This window comes from Paenibacillus sp. RC21 (assembly GCF_044907935.1).
Classification (GTDB): Bacteria; Bacillota; Bacilli; order Paenibacillales; family Paenibacillaceae; genus Paenibacillus; species Paenibacillus terrae_A.
Window position 1 is genome coordinate 219,407 of record NZ_JBIYCS010000006.1, and the last position, 23,290, is coordinate 242,696.

At 44.7% G+C, this 23,290-nt stretch carries 14 protein-coding genes and 3 pseudogenes; 11 read left to right on the forward strand and 6 right to left on the reverse strand.

The window, feature by feature from the left end:
- Positions 1 to 37: 37 nt before the first annotated feature.
- Entirely contained in the window at positions 38 to 961 is a 924-nt protein-coding gene (locus ABIA61_RS20015) for a helix-turn-helix transcriptional regulator (protein WP_283654521.1), read from the reverse strand.
- A gap of 89 nt (positions 962 to 1,050) precedes the next feature.
- Here ABIA61_RS20015 and ABIA61_RS20020 point away from each other — a divergent pair, with 89 nt between their 5' ends.
- On the forward strand, positions 1,051 to 2,484 hold the full coding sequence (locus ABIA61_RS20020; RefSeq protein ID WP_283654522.1) for a glycoside hydrolase family 1 protein: 1,434 nt from the start codon (positions 1,051 to 1,053) through the stop codon (positions 2,482 to 2,484).
- A 312-nt stretch (positions 2,485 to 2,796) separates the two neighbouring features.
- Here ABIA61_RS20020 and ABIA61_RS20025 read toward each other — a convergent pair.
- Positions 2,797 to 3,831, reverse strand: a pseudogene (locus ABIA61_RS20025) (IS630 family transposase).
- Positions 3,832 to 3,908: 77 nt separating this feature from the next.
- Between ABIA61_RS20025 and ABIA61_RS20030 the strand changes: the two are divergent.
- Both ABIA61_RS20030 and ABIA61_RS20035 read left to right on the forward strand, forming a co-directional pair.
- Positions 3,909 to 4,895, forward strand: coding sequence for an aldo/keto reductase (locus ABIA61_RS20030; protein ID WP_283656183.1), 987 nt, complete (start codon positions 3,909 to 3,911; stop codon positions 4,893 to 4,895).
- Positions 4,896 to 5,030: 135 nt separating this feature from the next.
- Positions 5,031 to 5,366: pseudogene (locus tag ABIA61_RS20035) on the forward strand (TetR/AcrR family transcriptional regulator); the annotation flags it as partial.
- A gap of 179 nt (positions 5,367 to 5,545) precedes the next feature.
- Here the strand turns inward: ABIA61_RS20035 and ABIA61_RS20040 are convergent.
- On the reverse strand, positions 5,546 to 5,815 hold the full coding sequence (locus tag ABIA61_RS20040; RefSeq protein ID WP_349361948.1) for an SDR family oxidoreductase: 270 nt from the start codon (positions 5,813 to 5,815) through the stop codon (positions 5,546 to 5,548).
- A 23-nt stretch (positions 5,816 to 5,838) separates the two neighbouring features.
- Positions 5,839 to 6,299: pseudogene (locus tag ABIA61_RS20045) on the reverse strand (SDR family NAD(P)-dependent oxidoreductase).
- Between the two features lie 869 nt (positions 6,300 to 7,168).
- Between ABIA61_RS20045 and ABIA61_RS20050 the strand changes: the two are divergent.
- The 3 genes from ABIA61_RS20050 (at position 7,169) to ABIA61_RS20060 (ending at position 10,399) form a co-directional block, all read left to right on the forward strand.
- Complete coding sequence (locus ABIA61_RS20050) at positions 7,169 to 8,566, forward strand: DHA2 family efflux MFS transporter permease subunit (protein ID WP_404519846.1); 1,398 nt, start codon at positions 7,169 to 7,171, stop codon at positions 8,564 to 8,566.
- A gap of 18 nt (positions 8,567 to 8,584) precedes the next feature.
- The gene (locus tag ABIA61_RS20055) at positions 8,585 to 9,022 is read left to right on the forward strand and encodes a DUF1064 domain-containing protein (protein WP_283654525.1); all 438 of its coding nucleotides are present in this window, start codon (positions 8,585 to 8,587) and stop codon (positions 9,020 to 9,022) included.
- Positions 9,023 to 9,130: 108 nt separating this feature from the next.
- Positions 9,131 to 10,399, forward strand: coding sequence for an acyl-CoA dehydrogenase family protein (locus ABIA61_RS20060; RefSeq protein WP_283654526.1), 1,269 nt, complete (start codon positions 9,131 to 9,133; stop codon positions 10,397 to 10,399).
- 190 nt (positions 10,400 to 10,589) lie between these two features.
- Here the strand turns inward: ABIA61_RS20060 and ABIA61_RS20065 are convergent, their stop codons facing one another.
- Entirely contained in the window at positions 10,590 to 11,564 is a 975-nt protein-coding gene (locus ABIA61_RS20065; RefSeq protein ID WP_283654527.1) for a bile acid:sodium symporter family protein, read from the reverse strand.
- Positions 11,565 to 11,679: 115 nt separating this feature from the next.
- Positions 11,680 to 12,561, reverse strand: coding sequence for an AraC family transcriptional regulator (locus ABIA61_RS20070; RefSeq protein ID WP_283654528.1), 882 nt, complete (start codon positions 12,559 to 12,561; stop codon positions 11,680 to 11,682).
- A 136-nt stretch (positions 12,562 to 12,697) separates the two neighbouring features.
- On the opposite strand from ABIA61_RS20070, the gene ABIA61_RS20075 reads away from it, so the two are divergent.
- The 5 genes from ABIA61_RS20075 (at position 12,698) to ABIA61_RS20095 (ending at position 23,286) form a co-directional block, all read left to right on the forward strand.
- On the forward strand, positions 12,698 to 16,048 hold the full coding sequence (locus tag ABIA61_RS20075) for a DUF5107 domain-containing protein (RefSeq protein WP_404581163.1): 3,351 nt from the start codon (positions 12,698 to 12,700) through the stop codon (positions 16,046 to 16,048).
- Complete coding sequence (locus ABIA61_RS20080) at positions 16,041 to 17,327, forward strand: cellulase-like family protein (RefSeq protein WP_404581164.1); 1,287 nt, start codon at positions 16,041 to 16,043, stop codon at positions 17,325 to 17,327. Before ABIA61_RS20075 ends, ABIA61_RS20080 begins: the two co-directional genes overlap by 8 nt.
- Positions 17,328 to 17,349: 22 nt before the next feature.
- Positions 17,350 to 19,707 (forward strand): beta-galactosidase, encoded by a 2,358-nt coding sequence (locus ABIA61_RS20085; RefSeq protein WP_404581165.1) that lies wholly within the window; start codon positions 17,350 to 17,352, stop codon positions 19,705 to 19,707.
- A gap of 347 nt (positions 19,708 to 20,054) precedes the next feature.
- Positions 20,055 to 20,849, forward strand: coding sequence for a Nif3-like dinuclear metal center hexameric protein (locus tag ABIA61_RS20090; RefSeq protein WP_404581166.1), 795 nt, complete (start codon positions 20,055 to 20,057; stop codon positions 20,847 to 20,849).
- Between the two features lie 82 nt (positions 20,850 to 20,931).
- Positions 20,932 to 23,286 (forward strand): glycoside hydrolase family 2 TIM barrel-domain containing protein, encoded by a 2,355-nt coding sequence (locus ABIA61_RS20095; RefSeq protein ID WP_404581167.1) that lies wholly within the window; start codon positions 20,932 to 20,934, stop codon positions 23,284 to 23,286.
- Positions 23,287 to 23,290: the final 4 nt, after the last annotated feature.

The following is a 23,290-nucleotide window of genomic DNA, read 5'->3' on the forward strand; positions in this document are numbered from 1 at the left end:
TTTAAGTACAAGGTTAATCCAAATGTTAAATATGAAATCAAAAGGTGATCATTTGCAAATGTTCTACCGCATCGATATGTCGTCTGAGCAGTTCCTGCCGAATATGGGGAGGTTTAACCACGGTCAACTCCGCTCCAAATGACATCAGGAACGAATACAATTGTTCCCCCTCATGTACTTCCAGAGAGACGTGCAGCCTGCCATCAGGTTGCTTTTCAATCCGGGAGGGTTCAAAAAAATCATGCACTCTGTATGCAATGGTACTAGAGAATATCAGTTTCATGGAAACTGGAGGACTGGTAACGTGTTTTTCGGAGACCCTTAATCCCGCTGTCATGCTCTGATCGAGGGGCTTTGACAGCAGTTTGAGCTCAGAGACCCTTTTCATCTTGAAAGTCTGTGCTTCTGTAATGCTCGGCGTGCTCTGACCGTTACCTTTGAAGTACCAGGTGTTATTTTTGAATATTAATTTGACAGGTTCGACGGTCTCTAAACTTGGTTCACCATTGGAGTCGATATAATGAAACGTCATAAGCTGTTTCGTGAGTATGGCCTGCTTCACCTGATTGAACAGTTCTCTCTCCTGCAGTGAAATGCTGCGCCAGGGGGAGAAATCGAATTCGATCCATTCCAGCTTGTGATCAAACATCGCGGTCAACCGTTTCAGCATATGGGCACTGTTGAGATGAGGGATGGCACTGACGCTGTATAGTCCAAGCAAAATTTCATTTTGATCGTCTTCGGACAAGAGAGACTTGTCCATGACAAAGTTGTCCATAAGATGAATGCCGCCATGTTTTCCGGTTGTGGTGTACACAGGAATGCCTGCTGCACTCAGCCTGTCGATATCACGGTACACCGTGCGCACGGATATTTCGAACAAACGGGCCAGTTCCGGGGCGGTCGCTTTCTTTTTCTCCAATAACAGCAGCATCATTCTGAATAATCGGTTATTTTCCATGCCATGATTATACCATGACAGAAGGTGTCAGGGTATGGATGTTACACTAGTTTTGAAGTCTTGATGAGACATTGGAGGAGGAACTGGTTATGACAATGAAAGATGGATTTTTCTGGGGTGGAGCAACGGCTGCCAATCAATTTGAAGGTGGATGGAACAAGGGCGGCAAAGGCCCGAGCACTTCCGATATGATGACAGGCGGAACCCACACGACACCGCGGCGGATCACGCCTGTACTTGAAGAGGGAACGTATTATCCGAGCCATGAAGCGGTTGATTTTTATGGACATTACAAAGAGGATATTGCCTTGATGGCCCAAATGGGATTTAAAATGTTCCGCATGTCGATCAACTGGTCAAGAATCTATCCGAACGGTTACGATCTGGAGCCGAACGAAGAGGGATTGCAGTTCTACGATAACGTTTTTGCCGAGTTGAAAAAGTACAACATTGAGCCGCTGGTGACCATTTCCCATTATGAAACGCCATTCGGTCTGACCGAGAAGTATAACGGCTGGGCATCACGGGAAGTTATCGATTGTTACATCCGATATTGTACAACCCTCTTCAACAGATACAAGGATCAGGTTAAATACTGGCTGACCTTCAACGAGATCAACTGTCTGACGATGCCGTTGGGGGCTTATATGGCCGCAGGTATTCTGTTCGAAGGCAAAGAGACGCTGACAGATGGGGTCGATGATCCGCAGACCCGCTTCCAGGCGCTGCACCATCAATTTGTGGCAAGTGCGAAGGCGGTCAAGCTAGGGCATGAGATCAACCCCGATTTCCAAATCGGCTGTATGGTCGCTTTCATGACAACGTACCCGAACACATGCAATCCGGACGATATTTTGCTTGCACAGCAAAAGGACCAAATTTCGAATATGATCTGTGGTGATGTGCAGGTCAGAGGGGCGTATCCCGGGTTTGCCAAACGCTTCTTTGCCGAGCAGGGAATCCGTATCGAGATGCAACCGGAAGATGAACAGACACTGCGGGAAGGGTGCGTGGATTTCTACTCCTTCAGCTATTACATGTCCATGGTCGAAAGTGCGGATGATTCGCTGGAGAAAACAGGCGGTAATCTGCTGGGCGGCATCAAAAATCCATATCTGGAGTCGTCCGACTGGGGATGGCAGATCGATCCAAAAGGTTTGCGTTACACGCTGAATCACCTGTATGACCGTTACCAGATTCCACTGATGGTGGTAGAGAACGGCCTGGGTGCTGTAGATGTGGTGGAGGAAGATGGTTCAATTCAGGATGATTATCGCATTCAATATTTGAGAGGTCACATTGAACAAATGAAGGAAGCGGTAGCAGACGGCGTGGAGCTCATTGCTTATACGATGTGGGGTTGTATCGACCTGGTTAGTGCTTCAACAGGCGAAATGAAAAAACGCTACGGCTTCATCCATGTTAACAAAGACAACGATGGCAATGGTGATCTGAGCAGAACGCCGAAGAAGAGCTTCTACTGGTACAAAAAAGTCATTGAATCCAATGGCGAAGAACTGTAGCCAAATTTGTTTTTGCCCAAGCACAAGAATAGAATGCTTAAGAAACCGTGATAATTGCGGTTTTTTTTGTTTTCTCTATAGGGGTTGTTCAGACAGCAAATTTTATGGCTAGCTGCAAAAGGACAATAAACAGAACCTCGTTTGGGGCCCCCGCAACAAACTGCTGGTTTAAAAGGTTCTCATGAGAAAGGCCTGTTTCCCATCTTGGTTGTGTTCGGCTGCAACGATACAGCGTGTTCGCGGAGATGCCCAAGATGACCTTTTCATTGCCAAATTGTTGGAAATGACTTGCTATATAAAGCGCACTAAAGATTATAACCTAACAAGCAAGCGATCAATGGTTTCTTTCGGGTGCTTGTTCAGTCGATTGATAAATTTCGTGACGTGGAGACGAATCTGGTAAAATTTTTTTGAAAAATACGTTGTTAATGACATCACTTTTGAGCCACTTCCAGACGCCCTCCATGAGTTGAGATCGGGGCTGTAGGGCGGCAAGAATACAAGCTCCAAACGACGGTGTTTCTGTAAAAAAGGTTGGAGCGCCCGGGCATGATGGATGCGACTATTATCCAAAATAAGGACTATTTTCCCGGTCGGGTAAGCTTCCAGCAGCATCGTCAGAAAACGAATCCAGGCGTCCACATTCGCTTGTTCGACTTCATAGTGATGGACTTGCCCCGTCTCGTAGTGGATCGCACCAAACAACTTGGCTCCTTCATGCTTGCCATGGGTTTGAATCTGTTGCTGTTTTCCTTTCGGAAACCAGTTATATTGTAGCGCCTGATACGCCCGGATTGTGGACTCATCATCAAATAACAGATGGTCGATGTCTCCATCCTCCAGTTTGCGTTTCAACTGCGGGAATGTGACATCCCGAAACACGGCCTGCTCCTGTGGATCTGCTTTGGCTAGGGTATACGTTGCTTTGGTGAAGCTAAATCCCAGTCGTCCCAACACTTTGCGAACACCGCGAACGCTGTATTCCTGTCCAAACTCACGCCGAATCCAGGCGGCGATTAAGGCCAGTGTCCAGGTGTACCTGGCTTCAAAACCGACATCGGCGGGCCGCTTGCTCACCAGCATTTCGGCAAGTTGTTCGTGCTGTTCCTCGCTCAGCTTTGGTGGCTTTCCTGGTGAATGCTTCATAGGAAGGCCTTCCAATCCATAGGTTTGGTACAAATCCCAATACTTGCTAATGGTCTGGCGAACCAGACCTAACGTATGTGCAATTTCAGTAAACGACTGTCCTTCGAGGTGAAGGCGGACAGCCAAATAGCGTTCATATAGCCGTTTGTCATGGGTATGCTTCATGGCTTCGTTTATTTGATCCATTTCGGATGAACTCATGTGTTTCCCCACCTTACATTTGGTCTTACTTTTAATTACCCAATTGAAGGATCGTTAACTTCTTTAGTACTTTTTATATAGGTACAGGTACATTTGGTTTTTGGGGGAACAATACGGAGAAAGAAGCTGCAGTCATACTGGATGAAGCTTTGGCTGGAGGAATTAACCTGATCGATACTGCGGATGTCTATTCAAGTGGTCAATCCGAAGAAATTTTAGGTCACATTCTAAAAGGACGCAGACAGGATGTCATTCTGGCCACTAAAGGCGGTCTTCCCATGGGCAGTGGACAAAATCAATCAGGAAATTCAAAATATTGGATTAAACGAGCAGTAGAGGATAGTTTGAGAAGGCTGCAAACCGATTATATCGATTTGTATCAACTGCATCAGCCTGATCTCGATACCGATATTGAAGAGAGTCTTGGTGCACTTACGGATCTGGTCAGTGAAGGGAAGATACGCTACATTGGTACATCCAATTTTCAGGCATGGCAAGTGACCGAAGCTCAATGGACTAGCGAACGCAAAAATGTAGCACGTTTTGTCTCTGAGCAAGCCCCGTATTCCATTTTAAACCGAAGTATCGAATTCGATCTGCTTGCTGCCACAGCAAAATATGGAATGGGTGTTTTGGTTTGGAGCCCACTTTCGGGTGGCTTATTAACGGGAAAATACCGTTCAGGAGAAGCTGTCGCCCCGGATTCAAGAGCAGCCACCTTCGCTGGACGCTTAAAATCTGTTGTTGACCCTAGTCGAGAAGAAAACCGCATCAAGTTTGAAGCCATAGCCAAACTCCAAACACTTGCAGATGAAGCAGGATTAACTTTACCGCATCTTGCCATGGCATTCACACAAGCTCATTCGTCCATTACTTCTGCCATTGTTGGGGCAAGAACAATTGAACAACTCCGGGAAACGTTAAAGGGTAGTGACATCCGATTAAGTAGCGATATACTGGATGCGATAGATGCCATAGTTCCACCAGGAGTAACCCTGGATGCGATGGAAAAAGGATGGACGCCCGATTGGTTACAAGCAGACAAACGAAGAATCCTTCGTTAAGCATTTAAATAGGTCTCATACCTGTAATGCTCACAAAGAATAAAATCAAGCGCCACGCTTGATTTTATTCACGTTTTACTCTCTAGTTTGCCGATCGTTCACTTCAATGTAAAATGAATGCATGAGGTGATTACAATGGCAAGATCCAAAGAATTTGAAATTAATGAAGTATTAGATAAAGCGATACACCTGTTTTGAGTGCAAGGTTACGAGAAAACTTCAATGCAAGAATTAGTTGACTTTATGGGAATTCACAGAAGAAGTATCTATGATACTTTTGGTGATAAGCATGCCTCATTTATGAAGGCACTCCAACGATATGAGGCTATTCAAAATAAAAAAATGAAATTCCTGGTTGAAAAGCAAGAACCGGTAAAGGGATTAATTCGACAATTTTTAGAGTCCACAATGAGGAAAGAAGGAGAACGTCAAGGGTGTTTCATCGTTAATTCGGGCGTGGAGCTGGGATTAACCAAGAACGTATTCAATTTGGTCTAAACCATAAGGTCCGGTTGAATACCGGACCTAGGCTGCTTAATTTAACTTCGTTTTCGTTATTGCCCGCTTTGGACTTGCAAAGTGCCAAGGCCATTACAGTCGCTCTTCCTGCTGGAAGCAATACTTATCTCATCAGAAAAAAGCTCAGCATCTCATCTGAGCAGATTATGAATTCTAGATTGCAGTTCCCCGTCCACATTTATTGTGGCTCCGGTAATATAGCTAGCTTCTTCGCTAGCTATGAAAGCTACCATACTTGCAACTTCTTCAGGAGTTCCATACCGACCAAGCGCAATAGAGCGTGCATATTCCAGTGCAGCTGGGGAGTCAGCGGGATTCATGTCTGTATCAGTGGCCCCTGGCTGAATATTGTTAATCGTTATTCCCTGGGGACCCAGATCACGCGCCAACGCACGAGTCAGACCAGCTAAAGCCGCTTTTGAAGTTACATAAAGAGTATGGTTGGAAAGGGATTGTTTTGCGAATTAAGACTGCCAATATTAATGATTCGTCCACCGTGACCCATCTGCGGTGCAACCGTCTGTACTGACAGGAAGATTGACCGAACATTGACGGAAATCACATGATCAAATTCATCTGGGGCAATCTGTTCGTATGGTTTACGGATGGAAACTGCGGCATTATTGACAAGGATATTGATATTTCCAAATGCATTTATCGTTTCAGTAATTGCAGCACGAATATCTTCAAATTTGCTACTATCCGCCTTCAAAGCCAGGGCACCCCTCCTTCTGCTTCGACTACCTTGACTAATTGTTCAGCTCGTTCTTGTGAACTTGAGTAAGTAAAACCTACTGACGCACCTTCTGCAGCAAGTCGTTTTACGATAGCAGCCCCGATTCCACGCGATCCTCCAGTAACAAAAGCGACTTTCTTCGTTTCCATTACATTTTTCCTCCATTCATAGCAGCTCAGTTAATCTCATTCTCAAAGAGACGTTTCAACGTGGTCCTCTTGAGTTTTTTTCAATATATCCATTGTCAGGCACAGATATCTATTCACATCAAGAAGAAGGTTGGAACTCCATAGATTTTCGGCTGTTAAAAATGGTGTTTTTTTTATTGCTGCTGTTGGTAAAATATCAGGCTATCTGTCTAGCTCTTAAAGAGAAGGGGTAAGACAAGCAAGCAATTGGGCGATCCCGAGGAGGATTAAGCGCGAAAATTCACGCCGTGGTCGATGCGCTGGAACCCACTTCGTTTTGAATGGACAGAGCGACAAGCCCATGATTCTGTCCATGGATACGAAATGCTCCAGACCATGAAACTACACCAAAGGCGACAGAGCATAAAAAAAGTGGCATCCATTTCCGAGTTTGATAAGGCGATTGAGCAGCCTTTCATTTGTAGGTCGAAAAAAAAGGGGGTTGACTTTTTTCTTAGTTGGGGGGGGACTTGACACGCGTGTGCTATGATCAAAAAGCTGAAAGTTCTCTTCTACTCGACAGGTCCGATATTTTTATCAAATGTGGCTGAAGTTGAGGCGGTGGCTATACTGTTCGCTTCCGAGTTTACTTTTCCATGGGTTTTAGAGAGAGAATGAGATAAATATACAAGAGGAGGTGCAGATATGAAAATAACTCAATGCGCTGCCTGTTACCGTGGTTCTGGTGAACGCGCTTACTAATATAAAAATATCCCGTGCTGCGGATAGTAATGCAGTGAAAATTAGTAAGAAATAGAGGAGTGAAGGTTTTGCAATCAGGTACTGTTTCAGAACAGCAATCGGTTCCAAATGTTAAAGTTTTACCTATCATGTTTTCGTTAATGCTGGCCGGTATAATAGGTACGTTTAATGAAACTGCAATTAATATAGCTCTTAGCGATTTGATTAACCGTTTTGCTATTACCGAATCCACAGTCCAGTGGCTAAGTAGTGGTTATTTACTCACACTGGGAATTTTAGTTCCGCTTTCAGGATTGTTGATCCAGTGGTTTACCACGAGGCAACTTTTCTTTGCCTCACTCATTATCTCAATCGTAGGTTCAGCTATTGGAGGCATGGCCGGAAGTTTTGAAATCCTGTTGGTAGGACGTATATTACAAGCCGTAGGAGCGAGTCTCCTGTTCCCATTGATGTTCAATACAGCTCTAATCATATTTCCGGCTGAGAAACGCGGATCAGCGATGGGCCTGGTTACGCTTGTTTTCACGGTGGGACCTGCTATTGGTCCAACCATCTCGGGTCTATTGCTCGATAAGCTGAGTTGGCATTGGATATTTTGGTTGTCTTTAATGACCCTGCTGATTGCTTTGCTTGTTGGCGCCACGTATATAAAGAATGTATCACCAATAACTAAACCACGTATCGACCTTTACTCTTTGATCTTGTCAACCTTGGGTTTTGGGGGTGTCGTGTACGCTGTTAGTACAGTTGGAGAAAGCGATCATGGCTGGAGCGACTCCAAGGTCATTGTATCCCTAATCATGGGCATTGTAGCCTTGATACTATTTGTATTCCGGCAACTGAACATGAAGGAACCGCTTATGAACTTAAGAACGCTTAAAAATCCGATGTTTGTTATCGGTACATTGCTGGTGTTCGTTTGCATGATGTCTGAAATGTCGGCCATGTTCATTCTTCCGATGTTTATGATTCGCGTTCTTGAAATAAGTGCTCTGAAGGTGGGTCTCATTCTTCTTCCGGGCAGTATCCTTTCTGCTGTTCTTTCCCCCGTCATTGGGACGCTCTTTGATAAATTTGGAACCAAATTTCTGGTTGTTCCCGGTTTGCTCTTAGCCGTGGCCTCACTGTGGTTCTTTTCTAGTATCACGACGGCATCCACGATTACTTTGATTGTGATACTGCATTCCTGCCTAATGATTGGAATTGTAATGGTATGGATGCCTTCTCAATCGAATGGGCTTAACCAGCTTCCTGCCGAAATGTACCCGGATGGAACGGCAATAATGACTACGCTACAGCAGATTGCTGGGGCTCTCGGATTAGCAGTAGCGGTTAGCGTTATGACAAGCGGAGTAGCAAACTTTATGAAGGATGTACCTAACCCTTCAGACCCGGCTAATGCAATACTGGCATTGACTGCAGGCATGCAGAACGCACTTTTGTTCGCTATGTTGATTGCCGTTGCTGGGCTTGTTCTTGGAGTGTTCGTTAGACGAGTGAAAGTCGCCAAATCAGACTGGTCATAATGAGGTGAGCCTATGCATATGTCTGAAGCCGATCTCATGGAGCTCCTTACATCGAATCCTCATGTGAAAATTCGAGAACAAGATCAACGGTTGGTAAAACCTCGGGAGCCATTGCCTACTCAACGCCCCACATTTGATAGCGAAGCGGAGGAGCGCTTCTATAATAAAAGAATTGTTCCTTTGACTATTGCAGGTTTCCTCCATAAGCTGGAACTGCATAAAACCTTTGAGATTGTGGAGGCTGTGGAGCATTGCGGCAAGAAATATAAAAAACGTGTGTATACACCGGACTTCTTCATGGAACTCAAAGATGGCTCCGTTGAAGTCGTCGAGGTTAAAGGCCGTATCATCAAAAAACTGCAACGAGATTATCCTCTTCGGCGTCAGCTTTTTATTTTAAACTACTGTCTTCCAAATAACTGGAAGTTTATTGAGGTGCACGATGATGAGATATAGAGTGGAAATGGCCCCATCTTGATCGGAGCATTATAGAGTAGTTTATGAGTCATTTTATCTCTGAATCCATATCAAAACCTAATACGTGTAATGAGGAGAGTGTTTCTATTGTCAACCTTAAGTAAAGTAGTTCAACTTACCGCTGAAGAGCAAAAACTTCTCCAGAATGCGACGGAATTAGTTCCATTGCTAATGGAATATGGAACAAAAATTGATAAAGACATGCATATACCCGAAGAGATTATTGAAAAAGTTTCAAGTGCAGGACTCTTCAAGCTTAGAACACCGAAAAAATACGGTGGATATGAAGTGAGTATTCAAGCCATGATTGAAATTGTTTCAGAAGTGGCAAGAGGAAATGGCTCCGTGGGTTGGGTGGTTCAAAATATAAATGGAAATAACTATAGTTCATCGCAGCTACTGCCCACAGAAGTTGTTGATAAGATTTTTAAACAAGAAAAAGAGGTGAAATTTTGTTCGGTACTACAAGCCATTAAAGCTGTTGTGAAGAAGGTGGATGGAGGCTATTTGGTTGAGTATGGTCGTTGGGCATTTGGTTCTGGGTCAAAGCATGCAACCCATGCATTGTTAAATTTAAAAGATGCTAGTGCGATGCAACAAGACCCTAAAATGAAGCTGGCCGTTGTTCCAATGGATGAAATTAAAATTATCGATGATTGGCATACGATGAGTTTAAAAGGGTCGGCAAGTAATAGCTTAGAAATGAATTATGTCTTTATTCCCAATGAATATGTTGCTGACGAAAATTTCGAGGAAGTGGATGAGACTAGGTTACAGCATTTACAGGGGGAAGATCGATATAAGCATTATTTATTTCTGATTACCAGCATTACAACAGGTATAAGCACTATTCTTGGGCTTGCAAGAGGGGCAGTGGAGCACTTTATTGAAAGGGCACCTAACAAGGGAATAGCCATGACCATTCACAGATCGCAGGCAGAAGTTGGACATATTCAGTACAAAGTAGGGCTGGCAGCTATGAAGGTTGAATCCGCACATCTTCATATCAATCGATCCATCGACATTCTAGAGGATTATGTACAACGTGGGGAACTATTAAGTCAGGAAGATTTTGTACAAATCCAAACGGATATTGGGTATGCTGCTATGTTGTGTTCGGAAGCAGTTGAAATGCTAATGGTAGAAAGCGGCGGTAGCGCAATTCTGGATTCGAACCGATTATCGCAAATATTCCGTGACATTAGAGGCGGAGCTAACCATGCGTTTACCACAGCTTCTACCTGTCTGGAGCTATACGGGAGAGTACTTTTGGGATTACCGCCACAGCATATTGTAACAATAAGCAGTGCGCATTTAGTAAGAAATCAATCTGTTCAGCAGGAGCAAGCATACTAAAAAATAACAATAATATCCGGTAGTCCAATTGGAAATTCCCGAGATAATGGTGTCATCAACAATCGTACTAGCAATTATATCAATTCCAATTAGTACGAGAATCAAATATTAACGGCAGCCAATTTATTGGCTGCCGTTTTTGAGGTGATAACACATATCGTATTTGCCCATGGTCTGGTTGGAGTAAAACTTAAGAAGCAGAGGCTGTGCTGTGCTTCTCCTTGGTCTTGCCACGGTCGCGACGACTTAGCAGAAATCCAACCAGAGACGCCGTAGATTGCTGGAAAATCATTCCGAGTACAACAGGCAGCGCTACCGGGGCCGGGAAGTAGGTGATGGCAAGCACGGCTCCCGCACTGATATTGCGCATGCCGCCGTTAAAGACAAGCGCCGTACGATCTGCATTATTCCACCGCATCAGCCCTGAGATCAGATAACCGATCGCATATCCGGTGGAAGCAAGGATGATTATGGATAGGCATACTCCGACAAGCTTAAGATTAAAATCGACCAGATAAGGCGCGATTACAGATCCGTTAATCATCACGACAAGAGCCATGGCCAGCTTGGAGAACGGACCCAGCCGAGGTCCCCACACCTGCTTGATCTTCCCTTTGGTCCATTCGTTCAAAACCATGCCGATTAGCGAAGGAACGACAATCATCCAAAACAGGCTTTGCATCATCGCCCAGGTGTCAAGCTGTACATCCGCTCCGACCAGCAGGGACATAATGCCAGGTACGGCGAATGGAGCCAAAATCGTATCGATCAGAATAATAGCCAATGTCAGCGCCGTATTGCCTTTGTAGATGTTGACCCACACGAAGCTGGAAATGCCCGTAGGGATAGCCGCGCCAAGAATAAGCCCGGTAATCGTATAAGGATCGTCGCCGAAAGCCAGATGCCCAAGCATCATGGCGAGAAGTGGCATGGCCAGGTGAAGAATAAACAGACAGGCGATCAGCGGACCGGGATGCTTTATCACATGGACAAAATCCTTGAAACCCATGCTGATGCTGCCCGCGAAGGTCATGAACGCAAACAGCCAGGGAGAGAGTTCGGTGTATTCCGACAACGACGTACCGATCAGGACGCCAATTAGTATGCTGGTAGGCGTGATTAGCGGCATAGCTGTATTTAGTCTTCGATTCAACGTTCGGAGCATACAAAACTTCCTTTTTTAACCTTAAGTATAGACCTTGCACCCCCGATTCGTAAATGATCTGTGACCTTGCGGTAGCCTGATAGAAGCAAATTTGAACGCTCCTGATGAATATAGATCAACCCTTCAAATTATTTCGGTATTCCAAAGGAGAGCAGCCCATTATTTTTTTGAACAGTCTGGAGAAGTAGTACGGGTCCCTAAAACCGAGTTGTATGCTAATCTCTTTAATAGAAGCATTAGTTAAGTCCAAAAGCTGACTGGCCCTCTGTATCTTCATTCTTAAATAGTAATCGACAGGAGAGTAGCCGGTTGATTGCTTGAATATCAAGTTCAAATGCTGCTTGGATACCTGAACATGTCGACTAAGCCCCTCCAACGAAACGGTGGATTCCAATTGTTCGCTCATATAACGTGTTGCCTTATCAACATGGCTCTGGTACGTACTGTCTTCCTTGCGAAATGCAACAGATAAAACAAAACTCAGCAGATAACGAACAGTTTGCGACACTTGAACTAAATGTATAATGGAGTATGGTTTGTTCAATAAAAGGTCGTAACACTGATGAAATAGCTCCAGTAGTTTGACTTCATCACTGGCTGCCATCGTAACATACGTTTTAAAAGGGTCAAACAATACCATGAAATCGTCCATTTGGTCCCCTTGGAGATGAAACCAGTAAATCGTCCAAGGATCTTCATCGTTAGCCCCATAAGCATGCGGCATGTCCCTGGGAATGTAAGCAAAGCTTCGCTCCGTCATGCAAATGGTTATGTTATCCTCCGTTCGTACCCAACCTTTTCCGCTGGCACAATAAATGAATATATGAGAGTCACAGCCATGCGTTCTTTCGCGAAAATGATGGCGGGCATGGCTAAAGCAGCCTATATCCGTAATATATAGATTGCGTGTAAGCGGATTCAATTTTAATTTATCCAACATATAGGGTGGAAGGACATATAACTTTTCACCTTCAAATCCATCAGCTTTCTTATTCATAATTTATTCATCCCCCAGCCGGATGCGTCTTTAATGATGAAATACGTATATAGTCCATCATAAACAGTGGATTGTCAATTGTCTGTAATGTCGCTTACTTGTAAGCTCTGAATATAAGAGCGACTACAAAGGAGTGATGGATTTGAGAAACTTCGAGGCTAAGGCACGCGTGTGGGAGGAAACCGTGCAGATCCCTACGTACGGCATTGGCAAACCCGACAAAAATCCAATGTTTCTGGAGAAACGTGTCTACCAAGGAAGTTCCGGTCGAGTGTATCCGCATCCGGTAATTGATAAAATTGAGGATGATAAGAAACTCGAAAATTATCAATTAGTTTTTCTGGAGAATAAATATTTGCGTATTGAGATCATGCCAGAGCTTGGAGGTCGCATTTATCGTGCGGTCGACAAGACCAACGGTTACGATTTTGTTTATTATAACAGGGTCATCAAACCAGCGCTTGTTGGCTTATTGGGGCCATGGATATCGGGAGGCATTGAGTTTAACTGGCCACAGCATCACCGTCCCAACACTTACGGACCCGTCGAATACAAGCTGGAAGAACGTGAGGACGGAAGTGCGACAGTATGGGTGAGCGAAATGGATCGTATGTTCGGCACTAAAGTAACAGCTGGTTTTACACTTCAACCGGATAAAGCATACCTTAAAATTGGGGTCCAGCTATACAATCGGACTGCCGAGCCTCAAACGTTTCTGTGGTGGGCAAATCCAGCCGTAGCGGTACATGATCACACTCAATCTGTTTTTCCTCCGGACGTATCGGCTGTGTTCGATCACGGAAAGCGAGATGTATCCCGTTTCCCGATCGCTACAGGCACTTATTATAAAATGGATTATTCTGAAGGCGTAGATATTTCCCGATATAAAAATATTCCTGCCCCCACTTCGTATATGGCCTATAAATCGGGCTACAATTTCATAGGTGGTTACGACCATATGAAACAAGCCGGACTTTTGCATGTGGCCAACCATCACATCTCTCCCGGAAAAAAGCAATGGACATGGGGCAATGGCGAATTCGGGCAGGCATGGGATCGGAATCTGACTGACGAAGACGGTCCTTACATCGAGTTGATGACGGGGGTATATACCGATAACCAGCCGGATTTTACTTGGCTTCAGCCGTATGAAGAAAAATCGTTCTCGCAGTATTTTATGCCTTATAAACATATTGGTATGGTCAAAAATGCTTCAATTGATGCAGCTGTAAGTTTGGACATGGATCGTAGCGAAGGGATAGCACAGATTGGAGTCTATGTGACTTCGCCATTCCGTAAAGCCGTCGTGGAATTAAGCAGCCAGCGGAGAATCTATATTAAAGAATCTGTAGATCTGGAACCTAGTAAGGCCTTTGTACAGAAGATCAATCTCTTGGCTGAGGATGAGGATGATGAACTATGCTTAACCGTCAAAGACGCAGCAGGGAGGGAACTGATTAGCTACCAGCCGCAGAAAAAGCAAGTTGAACAGATGCCAGCTGCGGCAGCCCCTCTGCCGGAACCGGAGGAATTAAGAACTAACGAAGAATTGTATCTAGCAGGACAACACTTGGAGCAATACCGTCATGCCACCTTTGAACCCGAGGCGTATTATCTGGAGGGCCTGAAAAGAGATAAAAATGACAGCCGCATAAATGTAGCGTATGGTACGTTGCTTCTCCGTAGAGGGTTGTATTCAGCAAGCGAAGCGTGCTTCCGTAAAGCCATTTCGCGGATAACCTGGTGCAACTCTAACCCCTATGACGGTGAGGCCTACTATCAGCTTGGTTTGTCACTAAAACACCAAGGACGGATGGATGAAGCGTTCTCTGCATTTTATAAATCAGTATGGAGTGCGGCATGGCAAGACAGCGGGTATTTCTCACTTGCGCAGATTGCGACAGAAAAAGGGAACTATGAAGAAGCATTGGAGCTCGTGGAGCGTTCGATCATCCGAAATGCTCGTAATTACAAAGCACGTAACCTTAAGTCGGCCATTTTTCGTAAGTTGGGCAACTACGAAGCGGCAATAGCTTTTTCCAAGGAAACGATCATGCTCGATATCGCCGATTTTGGAGCTTACCGTGAGCAAGCATTATCATTAGAGGCTCTCGGTTTACGATCTGATGCTAAAACGGTCTTCGAAGAGTTGAAAAAATGGATGCGTGGAGATGTGCATAATTATATAGCAGTAGCATCGGACTATGCGGCGGCGGGACTCTATGAGGATGCAGCATGTGTGCTGGAAGAAGCTCCAGAGCAGGCGAAAACATACCCTATGCTGTATTACGTTCAGGCCTTCTGCTATGCTAAAATCGGCAAGCTTGAGCAGGCGAACAGGACTCTCGTTCATGCAGCCGAAGCAGTGCCTGATTACTGTTTTCCTAACAGTCTGTTTGAGTTGGACGTGTTACTATTTGCAATTCAAACGAAACCGGAGGACGGAAAGGCTCATTATTACTTAGGCAATTTACTCTATGATAAGAAACGGCATTTGGATGCCATTGCTTGCTGGGAAACATCTCGTACCATTGATGATACCTACCCCGTCGTTCACCGTAATCTTGCTCTTGGATATTTTAACAAACAAGGCCAAATAGAGAAGGCTCGCCATTCGTTAGAGCAGGCCTTTGTATGCAATACATCAGACGCGCGTGTTCTTTATGAGCTTGACCAGCTTTATAAGAAGCTGAACATTAAGTCCGACGAAAGATTGAACCTGCTGGAGAGTTATCCGGGGATCGTAAAGCTTCGCGATGATCTGTTTTTGGAATATGTAACCGTTCACAATACGATGAAGCAACATAAGATAGCGTTGTCCTTGCTAGCAGGGAGAACATTTCACCCATGGGAAGGCGGAGAGGGTAATGCAACCGGACAGTATAGGCTTGCCAAAATAGAGCTTGCCAAGTCCGACCTGAGGTCTGGACGGATTGAACAGGCTGTAAGAGGGCTGCGTGAGGCTTTAGTTTATCCAGAGAATCTTGGGGAAGGTAAGTTAAAGGGTTCCCAGGATAACGATATCTACTATTATTTGGGCTGCGCGTATGAGCGATTGAAATTAACAGATAAGGCAATGCTGACCTTTTCCACGGCCTCTCAAGGACTGGAGGAACCCACCAACGCCATGTATTACAACGATCAACAGCCGGATATGATATTTTACCAAGGATTGGCCTGGAAGAAACTTGGTCATGTGAAGGAAGGCACTCGTCGATTCAACAAGCTAATTGATTACGCTGAAAGACACTTGTTCGAACCCGTGAAAATGGATTACTTCGCGGTTTCATTACCCGACTTTCTTATTTTTGAAGATGATTTGAATATTCGTAATCAAATCCATTGTACCTATATGAAAGCACTTGGCTTGCTTGGATTAGGGCGACAGGACGAAGCTATCCTGCATTTTGAATCGGTGCTTAAACTGGAAGCTAACCACCAAGGAGCATTGAATCATATGAACTGGGAGGGGAGCTTAATTGAGTAATCTCTTGAAAAAGGTACCACGCAAATTGACGATCACAATGTGGGATTTCTCTTGGTATACAATGACACAGGAAGGTGAGCCCTATAGCGATCTTGAAGCCCGTTTTAAAGAAGCGGTCGAAAGAGGCTACAATACGATCCGAATATGTGCTATGCCATTCATGTTGTTTACGGCGGATGGCAAACGCCCCGGACCCTTGGAGTTTGCGAACCTTGGGGAAGTAGGCCAGCGTACGCGCTGGTATAACTGTCGCGGCGGCGCAGTGCTGGATGGGCATGCTCATTTGCTTGAGCTGTTTAGACAAGCAAAGGCTCATAACTGTTACATTATGTTATCCTCTTGGGAATATCAGCAGAGTCCCAGCTTCCTGGCTCATTGTGAGCTTAGAGATGAATTAGCTGCAATTCCTCCTAAGGAAAGATTTATGGCCATCGCAAGGTCGATGGATCAGTTGATTCGTTTCGTTACAGCGGAAGGCTATAGGAACCAGATTATCTATACAGAGTTGCATAATGAAGTGGAGTTTGGACAGTTAAACGCCGTCGGAACGTCTGAAGGCATAGCAGAAACGAATGTATCAGCCATTATTGAAGCCATGCAGCCCTATGTAGAGGAAGCTGTTGGATATCTTCGCCAATGTCATCCCGATATTATGATGACGGCCAGCTATACGTTGAATGAAGCCTATCCTAAAGCTTACGTCGCGCGCAATATGCAGGTTGCCCATTTTCATCTTTATATTAAAGGGGTGCTTAATGAGCTTATGGAAGCGGCAGGGCTTGATGATGAGTTGTCGCCGTTCCCCAATCCATTTGTACAATCCCTATTAAGAGAAGACGCTCCTCCATTTGCAGAGTGGACCCTGCCTCCGGAGCAGAATTGGCGGATGGAAGGCAATCCGGTTGGCATGAGGCTTATTTATTTGCACGACTGGGTGGATACCGATCAATGGGATTTATTTTTGTATGATCGGTATGGAGCTCATAAAATGGCCATGTTGCAGAAAGCGGACTCCCGATTGGAAGAAATTCATGAATGGACCCGTCATTCCGGCATTCCAACTGTCATAGGAGAAGGCTATGTAGGCTACACGCCGCTGTATGCCCAATTTGAAGAAGGCCCAGTCGGTAAATTTATCGCTGAATATGTGCTGCGAAAAGGAATGGCACTTGGATTCTGGGGAATGACCCTCTGCTCCAACTGTGCTCCGCATCATCCATTCTGGAATGATGTAGCTTGGCAGCGCAAATGGAATCAATTTATCCTGAATTCAATATGAACGAGTGAGGGGAGTGAACTTCATGAGAAACTATCGAATTACGGTCAAAGACGATCACAAGCATATTGTTAAAGGACATATCCAACTTGGCGGCACCAATCCTAAAGGAGAGGAGATCGGATTCACCAACTATTTTATGGAGAAGGACGGAGAGCCCTTTTTCGGCATTTGTGGTGAATTCCATTATGCCCGTTACGATGAACGCTATTGGGAAGATGAAATGATTAAAATAAAAATGGGCGGCGTAAACATCATTGCAACTTATATTTTTTGGAACCTGCATGAAGAAGTTGAAGGCGTTTTTAATTGGAGTGGGAACAAAAATCTTCGCCGTTTCATCGAGTTGTGTGGCAAGCATCAGCTATACGTCATGATTCGAATTGGACCCTTCAATCATGGGGAAATCCGAAACGGCGGTATGCCGGATTGGTTATTCGGTCGGCCCTTTGAGGTTCGTTCTAATGATGAGGGGTATCTGTTCTATACAAGAAGAATGTATAACGAAATCGGTACCCAGGTTAAAGGATTGTTATACAAGGAGGGGGGACCGATCATCGGCACCCAAATCGAAAACGAGCATAATCATTCATCTGCTCAGTGGGCATTGACTGTAGGGATTAATGATATGTGGTTAAACAGTGGAAGTGACGGTAATTCGCATATGTTAAAACTTAAAGAAATAGCTCTGGAAGCGGGGATTGATACTCCGATCTATACGTGCACAGGATGGGGAGGAGCCACAACGCCTGTACCTGATATGCTGACCTTGTGGGGCGGGTATGCCTACTGGCCATGGATATACTACGAAGAGGGACGTCTGGAGGGGATGGACGAGCATCCTGCGACACCGGAATACATTTTCCGAGACAAGCATAATAACAAGATTCCGAAGAGCTACAATTTTGAGCCCCAATACGCCCCGGAAGACTATCCGTACGCTTGCTGCGAGATGGGTGGCGGCATGGTTCAGTTTTATAAATACCGGTTTGCCTTTCCCTATCGTAGTGTTCCAGCGATGACTGTCATGAAGGTTGCAGAAGGCTGTAACCTGATCGGATACTACATGTATCATGGGGGTTCGAATCCTCGGGGTAAGGTTAACCCGTTCACAAATGATCTGGCTACACCTAAAATATCCTATGATTTTAATGCCATGATCGGCGAATTCGGTCAAGTAAGGGAATCATACCAAAGAACAAAGATACAGCATTATTTTTTTTCAACCTTCCAAAAGCAATTCTCCCTAACGAAGACCATTCTGCCAGGGGATACGTCCCAGATGGATCCTTACGATGTGGATACCTTGCGATATGCAGTGCGCTCCAGTGCCGGATCGGGTTACCTGTTTCTAAATAATTTCCAAGATCATGTCGAAAATGACGACCTGTGCGATTTTAAGGTAAGCATTGAGCTGCCAGAGGAAACGATTGTCATACCTAGTCAAGGGGAGCTGGCGTTAGGACGTGAAAGTTTCGCCATATTGCCATTTAATCTCGATCTGGATGGAATGAAGCTCAAATATGCAACGGCACAGCTGATAACAAGGATAGAAGAGGCTGGAGAAGTATATTATTTTTTCTTTGTACCGGAGGGCATGACAGGAACTTATGCAATGGAGTCAAAAGATATGATCAGTGCCACCATCGACAAAGGTTCGATAGACCAAATGGATGGGAACACGATCATTAAGGTTGCTGAAGAGGAAGATAATCTCATCCACCTGGTATCTGAAAGTGGCAAAAAAGTTACCATTTACACGATGACTGATGAACAAAGTCTAAAATTTTGGAAGGTAAACTTGCAAGGCCGGGACAGAGTTATGTTGACAAGTGCCAATGTGCTTGTATCTGGAGCTGAGATCAGGCTGGAGTCAACAGACCAGGAAATGGTAAGCCTGAGTGTATTCCCGGATTTTGACGCCTCAATCACATCCATTTCTGGTGGAGAGCTGCTTGAAATAACAGAAAACAATTTATTCAAAACGTATCGTTTAAGGGCTCCTAAGAAAGAAATCCAGTTCTATTTGAAAAGGGTTAATGACGATAAACTTACTCTTGATTTCGAAATAAATGCCTTTGACGGAATCAAGGAGGCTCTACTGCGTATCGATTATACTGGAGATATTGGTTATGCTTTTATTGATGGCGAACTGATTCACGATAACTTCTGCAACCATACGACCTGGGAAATGGGTTTGAAACCATTTGAACATCGGCTCATGGAGCAAGGAATGTATGTATATGTTTCCCCCATTCGAAAAGGCAAGGTTCTCAACAGCAATACGACCATGGCTGGCTGGAAAGAGACGACGGAGGAACGAATCGTGGACATCGGCTCGGTCAGCATTGTACCTGTGTATGAGATCAAAATCACCATGTAACCTGGGCAGTTTTCGATGTTGATCTACAGATCGATGATGGTCCTCATAATGTAGTGCCTGAGTGAGAAAAGGGGAGAGCTATAACCGTTACTAACAGAAGCTGTTGTGAGTAACGGTTATGATGGAATTTGCTGAATCAATGGGAGGCGAGGAGATCTTCCGCAATCTTCACCAAGTCCTGCTTGACCAACGGACTATTCGGATTGTCATGAATTAAATATATAATAAATAAATTTATACTACAGTCGGCTCCCTTGGAGCTGGCTGTTTTACTAAAAGAAATAGCGCCTATGACTGAAATAAAATGGTACAATTGATGTACATTCTCCATGAGGAGGGATACATGCATGACCATGACTATGGGGCAGATTGTGAACCATCTGACCAAGGGAATAAGCACACCTAACACGACCGTAGATCTGCTTAATCCAGGGCATGTGGATACTGAGGTGCAAGGAATTGTAACCGCTTTCTCAGCGTCGCAGTATGTGATAGAGCAAGCTATTTCTCTAGGCGCAAATTTTATCATTACGCATGAAGGCATTTTTTATAGTCATCAGGGGATGCAGGAATGTTTACGACATGACCCCGTTTTTTTGCAAAAATCTCGCCTGATTGCCGACTCGGGTCTAGGTATTTATCGTTTTCATGACACCATACACCGTTATCAACCGGATGGAGTGATGATTGGACTTCTCCAGGCACTTGATTGGCACACCTACGTTGTGGAACAGCAGGCGACGGCCGCCATTTTGACGATTCCGGCGATGGAAGTTAAGGAGGTCGCCGAATATATCAAGGCCAAGCTTCATATTCGTTATGTACGGGTAGCTGGCGAGCTTTCCATGCCATGTGAACGAGTGGGAATCTTAGTAGGATACAGGGGAGGTGGTGAACTGGCCATTCCATTATTTCTAAATGAAAATGTGGATTTAATCATTGCTGGTGAAGGACCCGAATGGGAAACGCCAGAATATGTGAAAGATGCTGTCTATCAGGGCAGAAATAAAGCCCTTATTATGCTGGGACATGCTGAAAGCGAAGCGCCTGGTATGAAATATCTTGCTGATGTACTTTCCGCCCAATTTCCAATGATTCCCATACACTTTGTTGAAGATCGTCCGGTGTTTCAAATATTGTAATTGAGAACCCGTCTATTGTGATGATAAAGCCTGTACTGTTGTTATATCCGTTCATCAATTTTTATGAAATGGAGGCAAAATGATGGGAAGCAGAGTGATTACGCCATTCAACACGGACTGGAAATTTATGGATGGAAATTACACAGGTGCCAAGAAGATGGATTATAACGATGAGCAATGGCGGCTCCTTCAAGTCCCTCATGACTGGAGTATAGAAAAATCCTTTGATCCACATATGCTGTATGGCGGGAATCAAGCTTATTTGCCCAGATGGTCTGTCGGATGGTACCGAAAGCATTTTAATGTGAAGCCCTCTTCTCCAAAACAGCGCGTATACATACAATTTGATGGTATTCACAATAACAGTGAGGTTTGGATCAATGGGCATTTTGTGGGCAAGCGGCCTTATGGATATGTTAGTTTTCAATATGATTTGACCCCATATATTCGGTGGGATGAGGATAACGTGATTGCTGTCAAAGTGGACAATACGACTCTTCCGCCTGACAGATGGTATTCGGGGTCCGGTATTTATCGTAATGTGTGGCTGATTTGTACGGATTATATTCATGTAACCGAATGGGGGACTTACATCACCACACCTGAAATTTCGCCAGATGAAGCCAGGGTGAGTGCCAGAATCCAGGTTACTAATCATCATGAGCATGCCGTAGAGTGCAATATTGTGACTGAAATTCTGGACTCACAGGGACAAGTAAAAGGAAAAATTGAAAACCGAGTGACTCTTTCGGGCTTTGAAGCGGGCGAAATGGAGCAAAAAACGCGGGTTTTAGAGCCAGAATTATGGTCACCGGAGAACCCAGTGCTCTATGAAGCTCAAACAATCATTTATTGCGACAATAAAGAGATAGATTGTTATCGAACCCCTTTTGGCATAAGAGAAGTGAAACTGGACGCTCAAAAGGGTTTATTTCTGAATGGAAGCAGCTTGAAGTTAAAGGGAGTTTGCATTCACCATGATTTGGGCTGTCTGGGAGCTGCTTACCATGATACGGCCATGAAAAGAAGACTACAGAAGCTGAAGGAAATGGGCTGTAACTCGATTCGTTTTGCCCATAATCCGATGGCACCTGAATTGTTGGATCTTTGTGATCAGATGGGGTTCCTGGTAATTGACGAAGCTTTTGACAAATGGAAATCTCTTTCCTATGAGCATTTATATGATGAATGGTGGGAAAAGGACCTGGAGGCGATGCTCGTAAGAGACAGAAACCATCCCAGCGTTTTCATGTGGAGTGTTGGGAATGAAGTAGAGAACCAGGGCCAACCGTCCATGCTCAAAATGTTGGAGCAACTCGTCGCCTTTTGCCATGAAAAAGATCCTACCCGGCCTGTTACATGTGCGCTTGAGCCGCATAATACACCGATCAGCTTGCGTGATGGTTCGATTGAAGCCAAGGTAGAGCATACCAGGCTGCTGGCACAACGAGTGGACGTTCTGGGGTTAAACTATCAGGAGCAGTGGTATGAGCACTACAGAAGGGCCATGCCGGATACGCTAATCATTGGAACGGAGACTTTCCCATACTATCGTGGTAAAGATAACCGGGTTAAAGGTTATTTGCCCCACAATCCTTGGTTTGATGTCGTTAATCATGATTATGTGATGGGTCAATTTGTTTGGAGCGGGATTGACTATCTGGGAGAAACAAGCTATCCCTCCAAAGGGTGGTCCTCGGGCCTGATTGATACTTGCGGGTTCCGCAGACCTGTATCCTATCTTCAACAAAGTTTATGGTCAGATGAGCCTATTGTGCACATTGCTGTACTTCACGAACGTATGAAGCCGGAACACAATCCATCGTGGACGATGCACTGGAAATCTCCGGGTATGGAAGATCATTGGACATTTCCTGAATACGGCGGAAAATTGATACGGTTAGTTACCTTCACCAATTGTGAGAGCGTGGAATTGATTGTGAACGATGAATCTTACGGTGAGAGAAAGCTTGCCGATTATCCTGATCATTTAATCAAATGGGAACTCCCCTATTCACCGGGCAAAATCCGGGCTATTGGCAGTAATGGAAATCAGAAGGTCTATGAGCATAAATTAACCACTGCCGGGCTTCCTTATGCTCTAAAGTTGGAGGTTGATCGGACGGTTCTACCTGCCAATGGTCATGAAATATCTCATGTGGAGGTAACTGTCTCAGATCAAGATGGAATCATTGTACCTAATCAGGAATTTGATTTAACCTTTAAACTACATGGTGATGGTCGTATCCTTGGAATAGACAACGGCGATCTCACCAGTGATGAACCCTTCCAGGGAAACCAGATACGAACACACAGAGGCAGGTGTCTCGTTATTGTACAATCCGGGTATCTGGCAGGTGAGCTGCTGCTTCAAGCTTCAGCAGATGGAGGGTTGCAGGGAGAAACCAGACTAAATATGGAGCATGAATACAAATGACAAT

Excerpts from the sequence above, each read along its gene's own strand:
- ABIA61_RS20015 (WP_283654521.1), bottom strand. The coding sequence starts at position 961 with ATGGAAAATAACCGATTATTCAGAATGATGCTGCTGTTATTGGAGAAA.
- ABIA61_RS20020 (WP_283654522.1), top strand. The coding sequence starts at position 1,051 with ATGACAATGAAAGATGGATTTTTCTGGGGTGGAGCAACGGCTGCCAAT.
- ABIA61_RS20050 (WP_404519846.1), top strand. The coding sequence starts at position 7,169 with ATGTTTTCGTTAATGCTGGCCGGTATAATAGGTACGTTTAATGAAACT.
- ABIA61_RS20055 (WP_283654525.1), top strand. The coding sequence starts at position 8,585 with ATGTCTGAAGCCGATCTCATGGAGCTCCTTACATCGAATCCTCATGTG.
- ABIA61_RS20065 (WP_283654527.1), bottom strand. The coding sequence starts at position 11,564 with ATGCTCCGAACGTTGAATCGAAGACTAAATACAGCTATGCCGCTAATC.
- ABIA61_RS20070 (WP_283654528.1), bottom strand. The coding sequence starts at position 12,561 with ATGAATAAGAAAGCTGATGGATTTGAAGGTGAAAAGTTATATGTCCTT.
- ABIA61_RS20075 (WP_404581163.1), top strand. The coding sequence starts at position 12,698 with ATGGATTTGAGAAACTTCGAGGCTAAGGCACGCGTGTGGGAGGAAACC.
- ABIA61_RS20085 (WP_404581165.1), top strand. The coding sequence starts at position 17,350 with ATGAGAAACTATCGAATTACGGTCAAAGACGATCACAAGCATATTGTT.
- ABIA61_RS20090 (WP_404581166.1), top strand. The coding sequence starts at position 20,055 with ATGACCATGACTATGGGGCAGATTGTGAACCATCTGACCAAGGGAATA.
- ABIA61_RS20095 (WP_404581167.1), top strand. The coding sequence starts at position 20,932 with ATGGGAAGCAGAGTGATTACGCCATTCAACACGGACTGGAAATTTATG.